At 47.5% G+C, this 16,141-nt stretch carries 20 protein-coding genes and 1 tRNA gene; 11 read left to right on the forward strand and 10 right to left on the reverse strand.

Annotated elements, in window-relative coordinates:
- Positions 1-8: 8 nt before the first annotated feature.
- Entirely contained in the window at positions 9-719 is a 711-nt protein-coding gene (locus tag FIU82_RS12080; RefSeq protein WP_152441159.1) for a hypothetical protein, read from the forward strand.
- Between the two features lie 222 nt (positions 720-941).
- On the opposite strand, the gene FIU82_RS12085 is transcribed toward FIU82_RS12080, so the two are convergent.
- Positions 942-1,016 (reverse strand) — tRNA-Arg (locus FIU82_RS12085).
- A 414-nt stretch (positions 1,017-1,430) separates the two neighbouring features.
- On the opposite strand from FIU82_RS12085, the gene FIU82_RS12090 reads away from it, so the two are divergent.
- Entirely contained in the window at positions 1,431-1,613 is a 183-nt protein-coding gene (locus tag FIU82_RS12090; protein ID WP_022943453.1) for a helix-turn-helix domain-containing protein, read from the forward strand.
- On the opposite strand, the gene FIU82_RS12095 is transcribed toward FIU82_RS12090, so the two are convergent.
- From FIU82_RS12095 to FIU82_RS12105, 3 genes are read right to left on the reverse strand one after another with little or no spacing between them, the layout of a single operon-like run.
- Complete coding sequence (locus FIU82_RS12095; RefSeq protein ID WP_152441160.1) at positions 1,599-2,387, reverse strand: phosphotransferase family protein; 789 nt, start codon at positions 2,385-2,387, stop codon at positions 1,599-1,601. The two genes, FIU82_RS12090 and FIU82_RS12095, sit on opposite strands and share 15 nt — an antisense overlap.
- Positions 2,380-3,003, reverse strand: coding sequence for a nicotinamide riboside transporter PnuC (pnuC, locus tag FIU82_RS12100; protein ID WP_022943451.1), 624 nt, complete (start codon positions 3,001-3,003; stop codon positions 2,380-2,382). Before pnuC ends, FIU82_RS12095 begins: the two co-directional genes overlap by 8 nt.
- Positions 3,004-3,014: 11 nt before the next feature.
- Positions 3,015-3,272 (reverse strand): hypothetical protein, encoded by a 258-nt coding sequence (locus tag FIU82_RS12105; RefSeq protein WP_045979317.1) that lies wholly within the window; start codon positions 3,270-3,272, stop codon positions 3,015-3,017.
- 211 nt (positions 3,273-3,483) lie between these two features.
- Here FIU82_RS12105 and pdsR point away from each other — a divergent pair, with 211 nt between their 5' ends.
- The 4 genes from pdsR (at position 3,484) to FIU82_RS12120 (ending at position 6,763) form a co-directional block, all read left to right on the forward strand.
- Positions 3,484-4,173 (forward strand): proteobacterial dedicated sortase system response regulator, encoded by a 690-nt coding sequence (gene pdsR, locus FIU82_RS12110; RefSeq protein ID WP_022943449.1) that lies wholly within the window; start codon positions 3,484-3,486, stop codon positions 4,171-4,173.
- Positions 4,174-6,312 carry a proteobacterial dedicated sortase system histidine kinase gene (gene pdsS, locus FIU82_RS12115; protein ID WP_152441161.1) on the forward strand — a complete coding sequence of 713 codons (2,139 nt, stop codon included), beginning with the start codon at positions 4,174-4,176 and terminating at the stop codon, positions 6,310-6,312.
- A gap of 62 nt (positions 6,313-6,374) precedes the next feature.
- Positions 6,375-6,512 (forward strand): hypothetical protein, encoded by a 138-nt coding sequence (locus FIU82_RS18665; protein WP_157576255.1) that lies wholly within the window; start codon positions 6,375-6,377, stop codon positions 6,510-6,512.
- A 29-nt stretch (positions 6,513-6,541) separates the two neighbouring features.
- The gene (locus tag FIU82_RS12120) at positions 6,542-6,763 is read left to right on the forward strand and encodes a hypothetical protein (RefSeq protein ID WP_045979315.1); all 222 of its coding nucleotides are present in this window, start codon (positions 6,542-6,544) and stop codon (positions 6,761-6,763) included.
- 8 nt (positions 6,764-6,771) lie between these two features.
- Here the strand turns inward: FIU82_RS12120 and FIU82_RS12125 are convergent, their stop codons facing one another.
- The 4 genes from FIU82_RS12125 to FIU82_RS12140 form a co-directional block, all read right to left on the reverse strand.
- A complete protein-coding gene (locus tag FIU82_RS12125) occupies positions 6,772-7,272 on the reverse strand; it encodes a DUF1543 domain-containing protein (protein ID WP_022943445.1) in 501 nt (166 codons plus the stop codon).
- A gap of 75 nt (positions 7,273-7,347) precedes the next feature.
- On the reverse strand, positions 7,348-8,700 hold the full coding sequence (locus FIU82_RS12130) for a sigma-54 dependent transcriptional regulator (RefSeq protein WP_022943444.1): 1,353 nt from the start codon (positions 8,698-8,700) through the stop codon (positions 7,348-7,350).
- Entirely contained in the window at positions 8,690-9,262 is a 573-nt protein-coding gene (locus FIU82_RS12135) for a hypothetical protein (RefSeq protein WP_152441162.1), read from the reverse strand. Before FIU82_RS12135 ends, FIU82_RS12130 begins: the two co-directional genes overlap by 11 nt.
- A gap of 11 nt (positions 9,263-9,273) precedes the next feature.
- On the reverse strand, positions 9,274-10,689 hold the full coding sequence (locus tag FIU82_RS12140; RefSeq protein WP_152441163.1) for a HAMP domain-containing sensor histidine kinase: 1,416 nt from the start codon (positions 10,687-10,689) through the stop codon (positions 9,274-9,276).
- A gap of 252 nt (positions 10,690-10,941) precedes the next feature.
- Between FIU82_RS12140 and FIU82_RS12145 the strand changes: the two genes are divergently transcribed.
- The 5 genes from FIU82_RS12145 (at position 10,942) to FIU82_RS12165 (ending at position 14,102) form a co-directional block, all read left to right on the forward strand.
- A complete protein-coding gene (locus tag FIU82_RS12145) occupies positions 10,942-11,178 on the forward strand; it encodes a calcium sensor EFh (RefSeq protein ID WP_022943441.1) in 237 nt (78 codons plus the stop codon).
- A gap of 105 nt (positions 11,179-11,283) precedes the next feature.
- A complete protein-coding gene (locus FIU82_RS12150; RefSeq protein WP_022943440.1) occupies positions 11,284-11,517 on the forward strand; it encodes an EF-hand domain-containing protein in 234 nt (77 codons plus the stop codon).
- A gap of 109 nt (positions 11,518-11,626) precedes the next feature.
- A complete protein-coding gene (locus FIU82_RS12155; protein WP_152441164.1) occupies positions 11,627-12,295 on the forward strand; it encodes a hypothetical protein in 669 nt (222 codons plus the stop codon).
- Positions 12,296-12,313: 18 nt separating this feature from the next.
- Positions 12,314-13,465: a sensor histidine kinase gene (locus FIU82_RS12160; protein WP_152441165.1), complete on the forward strand. Its 1,152-nt coding sequence runs from the start codon at positions 12,314-12,316 to the stop codon at positions 13,463-13,465.
- Positions 13,458-14,102 (forward strand): response regulator transcription factor, encoded by a 645-nt coding sequence (locus FIU82_RS12165; RefSeq protein ID WP_171036709.1) that lies wholly within the window; start codon positions 13,458-13,460, stop codon positions 14,100-14,102. Before FIU82_RS12160 ends, FIU82_RS12165 begins: the two co-directional genes overlap by 8 nt.
- Before the next feature lie 129 nt (positions 14,103-14,231).
- Here FIU82_RS12165 and FIU82_RS12170 read toward each other — a convergent pair whose 3' ends face one another.
- Positions 14,232-15,194: a mechanosensitive ion channel family protein gene (locus FIU82_RS12170; protein WP_152441166.1), complete on the reverse strand. Its 963-nt coding sequence runs from the start codon at positions 15,192-15,194 to the stop codon at positions 14,232-14,234.
- Positions 15,195-15,335: 141 nt separating this feature from the next.
- Entirely contained in the window at positions 15,336-16,115 is a 780-nt protein-coding gene (gene yaaA, locus FIU82_RS12175; RefSeq protein WP_022943435.1) for a peroxide stress protein YaaA, read from the reverse strand.
- Positions 16,116-16,141: the final 26 nt, after the last annotated feature.

Raw genomic sequence — 16,141 nt, forward strand, 5'->3', positions numbered from 1 at the left:
GCCCACGTATGAGCTTAAAAATACGCGATTTAGATCAGCAGACCCAGTGGCTTAGCACCGCGCAGCGGCTAGCGCTTAAAGAAGTGATCGCCGCTAGCTTTGCCGGGGTCAGCCCTGATGAGTACATGCAATACTATTTTGATGACCCCAAGGCATGTCAGCGGAAGCTCAGGCTTTATTTTGACCATAGCACGCTGGTTGGCTATTGCCTGTTAACCTTCACACGGCACGACAAAAGCACGGTAATACGAGCCTCTGCAGCTTTTTACCCACAATATAGAAACGGTGGCAATACCTTCTCCTTTTCCCTGTATCACAGTATTCGCTACTGGCTTACACGTCCTTGGTGCGCTGTGTATTATGCCGATACAATGCTCAGTCCAGCAATGTACCGGGCCATCGCCAAGCATGTAGCAATTATCTGGCCACACCCAGATTGCAGAAGTCCCAACGCGCTGTTTGAGCACTTTAACGCAGAGGGAAGAGTAAGCCCTGGCGGCTCTCTTCGTTGTTTAAAGCCTGTGAACCGTGCAAGTAATTACAGCATCTCGGAGCTTGCGGCCTTTCACGCCAGTGATAAAAAAGAGATTGCCTTTTACTGCAAAATGAATCCTGACTTTCATGCTGGCATGGGACTATTTGTGATTATTCCCATCCATACTAAGCAAGTGATTTATACCTTAGGCAAGCGATTGTTAAGCGTCTTTAAAGCGCGTTAATCGCTTTGATGGTATCTAGGTGCACTGGAGCGATGAACGACTCATGCGAATATAGCTGCACATTGACTTGGCGCAGCGCCATGCAAAGTTGTTCTAATGCATGATATTAACTGCATGGCATAGGCTGATAGCTCATAACTGTCACACACAAAATAAAAATGACATGCTCAATATTAGAGAGATGGTGATTGATTTAACGGCGGTAATATTAACGGAAAGAAATGGCGCTCTCGCTAGGGATCGAACCTAGAACTTGGCCTCCGGAGGGCCACGTGATATCCATTTCACCACGAGAGCGCAGTGTCTGTGTGTTCAGACAGCGCTTATAGTAAAGGCATCACAAGGTAAATACTAGCCCTAGCCGATCATATGGCGATATTTTCAGCAGCTGTCACTCAGCACCGAGCAATACGATTAAATTTCACTCATTCATGATGCAATTTCGCCTTGGCATTCAAGGTATTTACATTTGACTCATACTTTTGCGTTATTTTCTCTGGCAATCCTGCTATCTTGAACTTTACTTATATCTACTGTGTTGCAAATTTGCTGTTAACTTCCCTCAACAAGCTGTAAGTGGGCTGAGATATCATCATCTTTTTATTTCAGTATTGTTGGCTTGCTGCCGCTATAAAAGCGCACAGCTATTGAGAAGAACAGCGTCTGTTTCACTGTATGTACACTACTATTTATATGCTGTTTGGAGCCCCTATGAACTTGATGACTGCAGAACAAGTTGCCGAATACCTTGGTGTAAAAATTGAACGCGTAAAACGCCTTGCCCGTGAGCATTTGCTCATTGCCAAAAGCCAAGATGATAACGGTGACCCAATGTTCGATAAAAGCGACGTGGAAAGATATAAGGAGTTGGCGCAGCGCCTAGGTGGCATTTAGAATCTCATCGAGTTGTAGTTTGGCTTCATCCACTCGATGCGCAGTGTTATTCGCTCGATACCAAAAATAATTCAGCGCCGCGACTAACTTCTGCATAGCCGTAAACTTAACCCAGTCAATGCGTTGCTCACTGCCAAAGTACTCACTTAGCAACGCGTGCTGTTGTGCCTCAGTCAGAGAGAAACTAATGCTCAGCATGGCGAGATCAAAGTATCGGTCGCCGGGCTGAGCATATTCAAAATCAATGCACTGCCAACATCCTAAGTAACTAATAATGTTTTGCCGAATTAAGTCATTGTGACAAAAGCGCATATCTTCAGATTGCATTTTAGTATCAGTGACAACCTGATGCAGCGCTTGCGCATATGCTTGGTAAAAAGGCTGATGCTCATAGCGCTTAAGCTCGGCATGCAAATCAAGGTATGGCCCGCTGCATGGCTGGGCGTGGATGAGCTGTAAACACTTCACAGCTTGGCTGACATCAAACTGCTCTGGCACCTTTCCCGGCGCATAATGAAAAATAGCTCCTTGATGCGCTTCATCTACGTACAAGGGCGCCGGACAAGCAGCCTGTTTGGCTAAGCGGCGCTGAGTCGCAATTGCCTCGTGGGGTAATGGCTTGGCATAAAATTTAACCAACCACGATTGCTCTGCAGTATCAACACGATAGTTTTCGTTGCTCACACCTTGTGGCAAATAGGTAATTTGCTCAATGCGCGTGCTGGGTTTATAACGCCGCACTAAGCTATTAATTGAGGCAACAGATTTAGGCATAAGCCGTTCCTGTGGTGCTCTTATGCTGGTATTGCGCCCGCCAGCGCAGATAGCCGGCCACCGCCATCACCGTGTAAAACACAAATAGCACCGTTGTCGGATAATATCCTTTAGCAACATATAAGTAGATAGACGCGGCATCAATAACCACCCAATATAGCCAGTTTTCCAACACTTTTTGTGCCACTAAATAGGTCGTTACCACCGCAAAACAGGTGGTTAAACTATCAAGGTAGGCGTAATCAGCATGGGTGTAATTATCCATAATATACCCTGCCACGAGGGCGACCACCGTCGTGGCTGCGATTACCACTGCATGACGCTGGACGGTGTATGAAGTAATGCCTTGGCGGGCGCTATTTTGACGACCATAGCGCCATGCCCACCAACCGTACACCGCCATACCCATATAGTAAAAATGTAGCGCCGACTCCATTAACAAAGCGCCGTTCCAGTACATCAAGGTATAGATTAAGGTGCTAATGAAAGCCGCCGGCCAGCACCACAAGCTCTCTTTCATAGCCAATAGCAAGTAAGCCATGGATAATGCCACAGCAACGTATTCCCACACCGACATGGCACTGAATCCGGCAATAATAGCGCTCAGAGTTTCCATCTTTACGCCTCTTAACTCGCTTCAGGAGAGAGGTCACCGCATAGAAACTTACACACAAAAATAGCCTTGCCGTAGGTTTCATAGGAACGTTTAATTTCTGCACTCACCACTGACATCACGGTGTCATAATCGCCAAACACCTGAGTTGATAAGGTATTGGTGATCACTTTAATATCGCCATGCGCATTAAGGCGGTCAATGAAATCTTGAATATAGGGGATATAGTCTTGATGCAATGGGTACTTGCTTATTTCTACTGTCAGTTTCATGGGCCTACCTTGGGAAATATAAAGCCGCTATTGTAGCCTGTCGTTAACATAAGCCAAACACCCTTGGGGATATTTTTGTCCTTCGCATAAATCACTGACGGCCATAGCGATCACAAAAATGATGAATTATGGCAATTAGCCTGTTACTGCTCACAAAGCGCTAAATTCGCGATATAGTAGCGCTCACAACAAAAAACTCAGCACACGGATTATGAAACGCATTGCCATTATCGAAGACGAAGCTGCTATTCGCGATAACTACGTTGAAATGCTCGAAGGACAAGGCTACCAAGTACAAGGGTTTGCCGACAGGCCCAGTGCTGAAAGAGCGCTGTTTGAGCAACTACCGGATCTCGCCATCGTCGATATTGGCTTAGGCAATGAGATTGATGGTGGCTTTATGCTGTGCCAAAGTTTGCGTGCCCGCTCGCATACCTTGCCAATTATTTTTTTAACAGCCCGTGACAGCGAAATTGATACAGTCTGTGGCCTGCGTATGGGGGCTGATGATTACCTTACCAAAGATATCAGCATGGCCCACTTGGCAGCGCGTATTGGTGCGTTATTTCGCCGCGTGGAAGCACAAGAAACGCCCCCGCAAGCGAATGAAACCATAGAGCAAGGCGATTTGGAGTTAGACCTCAAACGGATGCGCGCCGCTTGGCAAAACCAAGCCGTGGATCTGACCGTAACCGAGTTTTGGATGGTACATTCGCTTGCTAAGCGCCCTGGTCACGTAAAAAGTCGTGATGAGTTAATGAGCGATGCGAAAATATACGTCGATGACAGCACTATCACGTCGCACGTAAAACGTATTCGCAGAAAATTCCAAGCCATTGATGCTAGCTTTGATTGTATCAATACCGTCTATGGCATGGGTTATCGCTGGGAAATGAAGTAAATGGCACGATTTGGCCTCGGCCTGCGCAGTAAGGTCATTGTGTTATCTTGCTTTTTATTCGTCCTGCCATGGCTTGGCTACGAATACGTCTGGGAAATGGAAAAGTACCTACGTAAAGGGCAAGAAAAAACCTTGGTGGGCACCACCCGAGCTCTGGCCACAGCCTTACACGAACGCCCGGCCCTGTTTGAAAACGCCAGTCAATTTACCGACAAGGTCGAGAAAGGTCGCGACCTGTACGCCTACAGCATCGATAATGCCATTCGGCTTGATGGCGAATTGGGTGATTGGCAGCCTTATCAAGAGTTAATGTGGCAGTATCATGGCCAATACCTGAGTACCCCCAACCCAGAGCACGACAACGCTGATCTCTCTTTTCGTCATATGGTCGGCAAGTATGGTAATTACCTGTACGCGGTGTTCGCGGTGCGAGATAACATCGTGCGTTACCGCCCCAAAAATGCCCTTGGCGTGAGTCGCAACGACCACTTAAAAATCGCCATAAAAACGCCACAAGGGGAGCTTACGAATTACATTGTCGCGACCCGCGAAGATGGCTGGGTCAACGCCTTTGAACTGCCGTCACTGCAACCCTACACACAAATTCAAGGCTATTTCCGACGCACTACACAAGGTTATAACATCGAGCTGCGTATGCCCTTAAATATGCTTGGTAACAAACTGGGCTTTGCCATCAGTGACTGGGACGATGGCCAACAGCAGCGCCACCTCATGGCCACCTCCAATGTGCATGATGCCAACCGCCTTGGCACCGTGTTGCTGCCATCGCCTGAGATCAAGCGCATTATTAAAGGCATGGGTCACAGCGGCAGCCGCATTTGGGTTGTCGATAAACATCATCGAGTATTAGCACAGTCGGGCACCATTCAGCATGCCGATGGCGTCTGGGCAAGCTCGTTACAAGAAAACGAACAACAAGGGGCGTGGCAACGCTTTGAAGAGCGCTTTTTACACCCACTGTACTATAAAATTCTCACCCGCCCGCCCAGTGATTTTTTAGATACCTTGCACGATGTAGCCGCCCTTGAAGGCAGCCACATAGCCAACGCGCTAAAAGGCAAGCCGGCCTCCAACTGGCGCCTGACACCGGATAACAAAGCCGTTATTCTCAGTGCCGCCTACCCTATTTGGGGTGATGACCAAGTGCTCGGCGCGGTGATCGCAGAAGAGACCACCAATGGCGTGCGTACGCTGCGCAACAAGGCACTGGAAAAGCTATTTAACGTGATTTTGGCGGTGATGTTTATCGGCACTATTACGCTGTTTTTCTTCGCTTCTCGTATTTCCTCGCGCATTCGTCGCCTGCGTGACAGTGCCGAGCAAGCCATTGATGAGCAAGGTCGTGTTCGCGGTACCTTAACACTGAGTAAAGACAGTGATGAAATTGGTGACTTATCCCGCAGCTTCGCCAACATCGTTAATCGCTTGGGCGGCTACACCCATTACCTGGAGAATATGTCCTCACGCCTGTCTCATGAATTACGCACACCGGTGGCGGTGGTGCGCAGCTCATTAGAAAACTTGCAAATGATCGCCACCGAACCACAACAGCAAAAGTACCTCACCCGCGCTCAAGAAGGAGTCAATCGGCTGAACAAATTGATCACCACCATGAGCGAAGCAACACGCTTAGAGCAAAGTATCTCAACGGCAAAAAAAGAGCATTACGATCTGCAGCAAGTGGTGCTTGGCTGTATGCAGGGTTATCAGTTCGCATACCCGCAAGCACACTTTGACATCAACATTAGCGACGCAGCTATTCCCGTGGAAGGTTCAGCTGATTTTTTAGCGCAGCTGTTAGATAAGCTGATTAACAATGCCCTGGAGTTTGCTTACGAAGGAAGCGCGATTGGCGTTTCCCTTGAGCGCCAAGCTCAGCACGCAGTACTTAAAGTGAGTAATCAAGGCCCAGCGCTTCCTGCGGATATCGGTGAGCATATTTTTGATTCCATGGTGTCGGTCCGCGAGCAAGATAAGCAGCAGCAGCCCCATTTGGGATTAGGCTTGTACGTGGCTCGGCTTATTGCCGATTACCATCAAGCACAAATAAAGGCTGAAAACCTCGCTGATGGCAGTGGCGTGGTCTTTTCACTGACCATTAAAATAATCCAAGATTGATTCACGACCTATTCATTCCTAAAGCGTTAGAGTTAGGTCATCGTCGCAATTATGGAGCACAAATGAGTATGACAGGTCAGCTTCTTCAACCTGAGGAGATTGAGTATATTTTTGCGCTCTTTAATAATAGCGAACACGCTGAGCCAACGCCTCCTCAGCCAATACCCCTTGAACCTAACAGTGAAGGTTCATTACAATAAGGCACGTCTTCTCCTCGTGCCTTATTTTTGTGAAACCACACCGCGCTAAAAAAGAACTTGCCCTACTGCCTATTTTATTTATTGCTATCGCTTTATGTGTGGGTGGTCACTTTGTGTTGCAACCCAACTATCAAGATAGCCATATCGTAGAGTACGCCCTCGCGGCCCTGCCCTTTGCATTGTTTGCGTTAGTCATTATTGCGATACGCATGGCCATCAAACAAGAACAAGATGAGCAGGACGAGGAGTAATTAGGTCGCTACAAGACGTGATAACCAAACCAATCCGGCTTGATCGTTTGCGAGCGTCCGCTTGGGGTTAGATGAATGTGGTATTGGTTATCGAGTAAATCCAAGGCAAAGCAGTCATCCACCTCATGGAGATCATCTTTATGCTGATGGCTCATGTGCGTTAAATAACGTTGTTTGACTTGCTGTTTGGCTTGCTCGGCGCTGTGTGCAACGGTCAATGTGAAGGCATGTTGCTCAGCCATTTTATCCGCTTCATAGGCACCTAAGTTCACAAAATACAAACGTTCTGGACGATTTTGCGGCGTGTCGGCAATGGCAATGTGGTAGCCATCAATATCGTTAACAGCCATATACGAGTCCATATGCACCTTGTCCTTGTCACCGACCCATTGCGCCTTGAGTTTTGAGTAGGTATCGTCAATGGACTCCCCAACCACAAAGCGTACGTCGTGCATTTCAATATGACAGCCGCGAACACGCCCACCTAAATACACCATAAATAACTGCATTAAATTATTCCATGCATCTTAAAAGAGTCAGTATATCTATGAGTTATTGAGATTGTAAGAGCCTTAAAGTGGCTCTTACTTACTTGCCGATGGCGCGAACTGCTCAGCGTCAATATCGTGCTTTTTAATCAACTTATAAAAGTCACTGCGGTTACGCTTGGCGAGTTTAGCGGCTTGGGCAACATTGCCATCCACCATTTTCAAAACGCGGATCAAATACTCACGCTCGAATTGCTTTTTCGCTTCATTAAGGGCGATGGGTGAGCTCGACTCCATCTCACATTGTAGCGCCAGCGCTACTTGCTTCGCACTGATAAGCTCGCTAGGGCTAAGCGCCACAACTTGCTCCACCACATTTTGTAACTGACGAATGTTACCGGGCCAATCATGGCGCAGTAACAAGTCCATAGCATCGTCACTGAAGCGTTTCACCGCCTGCTCTTGGCGCGCCGCAATTTGCTCACAAAAGTAATGTGCCAACAGCGAGATATCTTCGCGACGCTCATTTAACGCCGGCAGGCGCAGATTGACGACATTTAAGCGGTAATACAAATCTTCACGGAAGGTATTTTCACTAATGGCCGTGGGTAGGTCTTTGTGGGTTGCCGACACCACCCGCACATTAACGGGGATTTCTTCACTATGACCTACCGGGCGAATCGTTTTCTCTTGCAGCACCCGCAATAGCTTCACCTGCAGATTCAAAGGCATATCGCCAATTTCATCAAGAAACAAGGTGCCTCCCTCGGCCTGTGAGAATAACCCCACATGGTCCGTTGTGGCCCCGGTAAAAGCCCCTTTTTTATGACCAAAGAGCTGTGATTCCAACAACTCTGCGGGCACCGCACCACAGTTGATGGCAACAAAAGGTCCATCACTGACATTGCTATTTTCATGCACCGCTTTGGCCAATAACTCTTTACCCGTACCACTGGCCCCAGAGATCAGCACATTCACATCAGCGGCGCCAACCATTCGCACCTGCTCTAACAGGTGATGCATGGTGGCACTGCGAGTAACGATACCATGATGGTTACTTTGCTGACCTTGGCTGTGACCGTGCAGGCGCACCGCTTTAGCTAGGGTATCGATTAACTCGTCTTTATCTATGGGTTTAGTCAAAAAGGCAAACACGCCCTGCTTGGTAGCCTTCACCGCATCGGGAATAGAGCCATGTGCGGTCATCATCACCACTGGCATGGTCGGGTAAAGTTGCTGCACTTGTTCGGCGAGTTGCATGCCATCAATATCATCCATGCGCAAGTCGGTAAGAAGCACATCAAAGTGCTGTTGTTGCAGCTCGCTTAAGGCATCACTGGCACAATTCGCGGTGCTAACCTCATAGTTATTGGCTAACAGGCGAATGGTGAGTAACTTCAGTAGGCTTTCATCATCATCCACTAATAAAACTTTGGACTTAGTACTCATTGTCACTCTCCTGCTGGGTACTGCGCTGCAATAGCTGTTGCTCTATTGCGGCAAGCGAAGACAAGGTTTTTTGCATGCGCGCTTTCATTTGCGCTTGCTCTTGCTTTTGCGCTTGTAACTCCTGGCGCATCTGCGCATTGGCGATAAGTTGCTGTTTCAGCAACCAGAAGTAGCGAGCGCTAGATTCAGGCCAGTAATACTGGGCACTCACGACTTCGAGTTCAGCCAACATTTCTTGTGGCTGCGTTTGCCCTCGTAAGCATAAGCGCGCAAAAAATTGTTTCAGTTGCGGCTCGGCAATGAAAGTTTCATCGTTATCCTGCGCCGTGGCGGCAAAACCACCACACTGCTGTGCATGCCATTGCACTAGCTGTTGTGCGCTGGGGTAAGGTGGCGGCTGTTTTGGACGCGGTTTAGGGTTGGGCGTACCGACCACCACTGTTGTTGGCGCTTTGGGTTGTTCAACCACAGTTGCACTGGGTTCTGCGCTCCCTAGCAACTGACAGCCGGCACTTAGCATGCTGATCATACCTAGGCTCACCAAGGCGACAAACTTATTCATAATGAACTCCATTACTGATTGAAATGCAGCGTAAAGCAACTGCCCTTAGGGGAAACTGAATGAATATTAATATCACCGTTGAGTTGGTCAACACATTCTTTAACTATCGACAAACCTAACCCACTGCCCTGCAAGCGACTAGACTTGCCCGCTTTGCCTTGGAAGAAAGCGTCAAACAGACGTTCTTGCTCAGCTTTAGAAATTCCAGGTCCTTGGTCGCATACTTTTAATTCAACCTCAGACTTACTTTGACTAATCGTGACGGTGATGGTGGCACCCGGTGGAGAAAACTTAATGGCGTTCGAGAGTAGCTGCACCAAAATCATTTGTACCAATTCGCCATCAAGGCGCAGCATAGCGAGTTTTTTATCACACTGCCAATTTACCTTCTGTTGCGCTAACGCTAAGCGATCAGCAAAATGCTCTAACACTTGGTGTTTTAAGTCAGCAAGCTCACACGGGCGCGGATTAGCGGTGCGTGAGCGAATAGCATTGTAATTGAGCAAACTTTGAATCATCGCTCTTAGGCGTTCGGTGCTTTGGCTGATCAGCTCCAGCACATCCTGCTGTTGCTCGTTAATGGGCCCAACGACTTGCTCGCTAAGCAGATCACAGCCTTCCACCATTGATGCCAGGGGGGTTTTTAATTCATGGGTAACATGGCGTAAGAACGTATCCTTTTGCTGCTCTAACGCTTGTAGTTGCTGCTGCATCCAGTGTAGCTTCTGCCCCAGCTCTCTTAATTCTTTGGCACCCGTGAGCTTAATATCAACATCCCAATCACCTTTACCTAAGCGCCCAATCACCCGTGAAAGGTAGCTGAGTCGGCTGCTAATACGCCATAGATACCCGCCACCAAAAAGCAACACAATGGGCACCAAGGCCACCAGCCAATGGATAAAGCTTTGTTGTAAATCAGCCAGAGCTTGCTGCGCATGCGTCACTTGCTTTTTAGTGTGTTCGTGCAGCCACTGACCATGGGTATTAATCTGCTGGCGTAAAGGAACAAACAATTGTGCGTTTTGCGTTTGGCTATTACGCAATTCATCGCGGGTAGCGCTAAAGGTGGCATACAGCTCTTGCCAGCGGCTTTGTTCACTGAATACATCAGCGGCACTGATTTGGCTATCCAGCATCGTATCTGCTTTTTGCCATTGCTGTGCTACCGCTTCACTTAACTGCTCACTTTGCAGTACCCAATTTTGCAGAGTTGCACGCTCCAGAGACTGAAAAAGTTGCTTAAATTCATTGAATTGCTCATTTTTTTGATAACTACTCAGAACCATTTGCTGAGTATTCACCATGTGCTTATCAAGGGCCTGCAAGAACACCACCACGACTAAAGCCAGTGGCACCAACAGAATGGCTACGCCAATAAAAAACTGTGCAAATAGATTGGGCCGCCAACGCCATAACTGTTTTATCAACTTGCCTCCTGTTGCAAATTTGCGAATCCGTAAAACTTTGAAATATATATAAATTTAAAAATTAACGCGCCACCTGTTGCTATTTGGCAACAACTTTACCTAACTACCTTCATGACCAACGTACTAACCCTATGAATTTTAACAAGAACAAAAACTGGCATTGTTCTTGTTAATGCTGCGCGGGTATGACTTTGCCATGATAAATCGGTTATACCTGCTTTTGAATTAAGCCACTATGAATTGGAGGATGCAGTGCGACGTTTAAGTGTTTTCGTTGCTTTTCTCACGGTGATAACAGTCACTTTTGCAAAAAGCCAGGTTTCATTTCAACATTTGGATAGTGATCATAATCACTCTATTTCGTATTTGGAAGCGCAGCAGCTTGATGGTTTAGCGCCTGTCTTTTCTGATCTCGACCGTAATCGAGATAACACACTCAGTGCCGATGAGTTTGCTCGGTTCAGGCAACAACAATTAACACCCAGTTAGGACTTAATCGCACTAATCTAGCCATTAATCTTATTCTGGTTGGCGTGTGAAAATCGATTCGTTAGGCTAACAATATAAGTGCGTAGTCGCGCGCAAGGAACTCATATGAAAGTAATAGTCACTGTATTTATCTCATTAATTGCTCTAAGTTCTCTGAGCACTGCCCACGCAGGGAGTGTGGAGTCGCGCTTTAAAGAACTCGATCGCAACCGCGATGGTGCCATTAGTAAATCAGAAGCCGCTCAAGAACCCGCGTTATGGTCACGCTTTAGCAGCTATGATCAGGACAAAGATGGCAAGCTGTCACTACGTGAATTCAGTAATTACGCCCGCCAGTAACGACCCCTCTTTTTAAAACTTCATTATACAGTTATGACTTTTGACACATGCGTGTCATTCCTTGATGGATAAACTTGGGCATACACCCATTGCCATTAAGGATAAAACGATGAAGTCACACTGGTTATTTTTAACGACCGCCGCACTGTTTCTGAGCGCCTGCTCGTCGGATGATTTAGAGGAAGAGCTGGAAACCATTAATTTTGGCAGTGATTATTATAAAAATGATTACTATCTGCTTAACGCCACTGACTACGAGCTGGATTACCACATCGCCAACACCCAACTTAACGGTGATGAACGCGACGTGGCAGATGATGATTATTACCTTGCTACCCTAGCGAAAGATGCGCAGCAATATGCCATTACTCACGAGAGTAATGCCAACAGAAAGCTCTCCCTTTATGTTGCAGCAAGAAACGTATTTGGCCCAGTAGCGCAAAAGAAAGTGGAAGTGGAATATGATCACGCATACCACGTTGTCGCCTGGCAAAACGCTGCTCAGATAAACATAAGCCTTATAGAGCAACAGCAAGATAACCAAGACGACGCCTATGCCTTACGTATCTTTGCTGCCGAGCCAATTCAGGTTAGCATTAAGGGACACTCTTTTAGCCTAGATGCAGGTGAGCTAAGTGCTTTTGTGCATGGCAGTGATTGCGATTCCGACATAAAAATAGCGCAAAAAAATGTCGACCTATGTACTATCTCGTTCAATCGCTCATACTTACTTGTGGCTAACCAACAAGGCTTAGCAGCTTTATATACCGAGCAGTAAACGCATGGACGCAACAACATGAAGGCATGGCAAAGTAACCACTTTATAGCGAATTGGACTGGCTCTGTTCTAGTACTATTCACCTGCGCCATCGTCGCTGGTTTTGTATTTTACTCGCTGCATCATCAACAGGATGTACTGCGCTTAAACTTGCCTTACCCAGATGTGTTCGTCGCTGCTGTGTTCACTGGTTTTGTCATGCTGCACTTGTTGCGTACTACGGGCCCACAAAGAACTTTTCGATCCCAGAAAATATTAGCCACAGCACAATTTAGTCTGTTGCTGATACTACTGATTTGGATAAAAAGCGGTCTCATTCTAATCCTCTCTGTGGTGTATGTAGCAAGCCTTGTCTATCTGGCACCGCTAATAGTGTGCTTAGCTTTGGCACTGGTTATGCCTTTAGCCTATTTTGCCACCACGCCCACCTCCTACGACCTCGTGAATAGTCTCTTATTCATCGCTTATCACTTGTTTGCTCTGCGCTTATCCTACGCCTTACTTGATGAGCGCCGAGCCAACGAGCGCAATAAGGCCCTACTCCAAGAGCTCAGTGCCACCCAGGTTTTACTGCAAGATACCGCCAAGCGCGATGAACGCCTGCGCATCGCTAGAGACATCCACGATTCGTTAGGACATGGCCTAACGGCGTTAAATTTACAACTGGAACTGGCCCAACAACTTAGCCTCTCAGCGCAACCCCCTTTGGCGCAGTGCAAACATATAATCACTGATTTACTGGCGCATACGCGCGATACGGTGAGTACTCTCAGGGCGTTCGATAATATTGATCTCAAGCAGGCGCTAACAACTTTGATTGCAGATACTGTTCACCCTGTTACCCAGCTGCATTACAGTGAGCGTGTCAAAGTGCGAGATGCGCGAATCGCCGAGTTGCTGTTTCGTGCCACCCAAGAAGCGCTTACTAACGTGCGCAAACATGCGTACGCTACGCGCTGTGATATTTCCTTGTGGCGTCAGCAACAGTGGTTACTTTGGCGCGTTGAGGACGACGGTATGGGTATTAACCACCATCAATGGGGAAACGGGCTCAAGGGGATGCAAGAGCGTGTGATGCAACTTGACGGCGAGCTGACTGTGACTTCGCTAGCGACCGGCACGCGCCTAGATATCGCGCTTCCGTTAGGTGCGGAGGCTGATAGTGATTAAAGTGGCAGTGGTAGATGATCAAAATTTGGTGCTCGAGGGATTATGTAGCTTATTAGCACTGCATCCTGATTTGCAGGTAAGCGCACAACGCAACCACGCAGAGCATATTGTTACTTGGCTCACGGCCAACCCGGTCGATGTCTTGGTGTTAGATGTGCGTATGCCAACAGTCAGTGGTATTGACGCATTGCGTGAGATCCGCAATGCCAAGCTCCCTGTTGCAGTCATGCTACTTTCGACCTTTGACGAGCATGAATTGGTACTCAAAAGCATTCGCCTTGGTGCTGATGGCTATCTACGTAAAGATATTTCCTTTGCGGTGCTCACCGATGCCATCATCGCGCTCAGCCAGGGACAACGCTGGTTACAACCGGCGGTAACACAAACTATCGCCTGTCACGCCTCACGCCCGAATAATCCCCCGCTGTATGAATTTACCCAATACGAAACTCTCAGTCTCAGTGAGCTGGAAATTCTCCGCTTGGTGGCTGCTGGATTCTCTAACGCCGAGATTGCCGAGGCGCTGCATAAATCCGCAGGTACAGTGCGCAATCAGGTCTCTGCTATTTTAGCCAAGCTGATGGTACGCGATCGTACCCGCGCTGTATTGCGAGGCATCGAGCTAGGTCTGATTTAAACGATGGCACCAGAGCGTGGGCTAATTGCAACTTGCACTCCCCAATTACTGCGAATAACCAGAAGAAGCGGGAAAATTTTATAACCCGCTTGCAGCTTTTACCGAGTCAGCAGCCGCGCACATGTGTCGCTATTCACTGTCCTCACCCGGTTTTTCATCCTGGCCTCGTTGCTTATGCGTCCCTTCTTCTGGTGACTGTGACGGCAACATCTGCACCAGCTTTTCACCGCCTTTGATACCAAAATCCAAGGTGCGAATAGGAAATGGAATAGTCACATCCACACTGTCGAGCGCCTTTTTAACGGTAATGTAAGCTTGATTGCGGATTTCCATGTAACCTGGATCATCATTTGGGTAGGCAATCCAAAACCAAACCAGCAGATTGATAGCGCTATCACCAAAGCCATCGGCGTAAACGGCGGTATCCTCTTTACGAATAACAAAGTCGAGGTTATTGATGTGCTCGACAATGGCTTTTTCTGCTGCTTCGATATCATCGCCATAAGAAATACCGACCGGCACTTCGATACGACGGGTACCGAGATAGTTGTAGTTAGTGAGAATATTGCGAAACAGAATCTTGTTGGGAATAATGATCAACTGACCGTAAAAGTTCTCTACTAACGTATTGCGCAGATTAATTGATTTTACGGTGCCAAACACATCGCCACTTTCGATTACATCGCCGGGTCTAAAGGGTTTACGAATACCCATGGCGACACCGGCAATCAAGTTCTCGGTCATATCTTGAAAGGCAAAACCGATAGCCAAACCGACAATCCCCGCACCCGCGAGCAATGAAGTGACAGTGCCTTTTAACCCTAAGAAATCTAGGGCGATAAACACCCCGAGAGTGAGAATCAAAATCTTCACGATAGAGGTCATTAAACCTGCAATCTGCTCGGAGTCCAAAGAGCGTTTTAATACTTTGCTAATGATTGAGCCTAGCACCCGCGCCAACAGCGCAAAGACGATAGTAATGACAATCGCCACCACTAAGTTAGGAATATGACTGATTGCGGTCTCTAGCCAACCACCGAGTTTTTCTTCAATGAGTTTTTGTGCTTTTTCGACATTGAAATTAGCGAACATGCAATGCTCCATTCATGCGCATAAGTAGATAAAGCGTAAATGATGCAAGATAGCTGCCATATTAGTAGGGAAGATGACTGGGGAAGGGGTTGCGGGCTCTCATCCTCACCTTCAAAGAAAACAGCAGAGCCCTATGTGGAATTAACTTTGCTCGTCGCGCAAAAACACCGGTTCGTTGTCTTTTTTCGTCGCTTCAGCGCTGAAATAGTACCCCGCGCTATCGAAACGTTGCAAAGCCGATAACGAGTCCACTTGGTTTTCGATAATATAACGCGCCATCATCCCTCGCGCTTTTTTAGCATAAAAACTGATGACCTTGTATTGGCCGTTCTTACAGTCTTTGAATACAGGCGTAACAATCGCCCCGTCGAGTGCTTTTTTGTCCACCGCTTTGAAATATTCATTCGAAGCCAAGTTAACCAGCGTGGATGTGCCCGCCTGCGCCATGGCTTCATTTAATTTTTTGGCGATAACCTCTGCCCAAAATTGATATAAATTTGTGCCTCGGGGGTTATTTAACTTGGTGCCCATTTCTAAGCGATAAGCCTGCATCAGATCCAGTGGTTTTAACACCCCGTAAAGGCCAGAGAGAATGCGTAGATGCTGCTGCGCATAGGCTAAGGCTTTATCCTCTAAGCTTGATGCATCAAGGCCTGTGTAAACATCGCCATTAAATGCAAACACCGCTTGTTTTGCATTCTCAGGGGTAAATGGCTGCGACCACTCACTAAAGCGTGCGGCATTGAGCCCCGCTAGCTTATCGCTAATCTTCATAAGGCTGCCAAGCTGCTGCGGCGAAAGCTCGCGACACACCTCGATCAGCTCTTCACTGTGGCTCAGCAGCTCTGGCTGCGTGTAGTCCTGCGTTGGCGCAGGCGTATCATAATCAAGATTCTTTGCTGGAGATATAACAGTAATCATAATTGCAGTTGACTTGCCTAGTAATT

It is taken from the genome of Pseudoalteromonas sp. THAF3 (assembly GCF_009363775.1).
Lineage (GTDB): Bacteria > Pseudomonadota > Gammaproteobacteria > Enterobacterales > Alteromonadaceae > Pseudoalteromonas > Pseudoalteromonas ruthenica.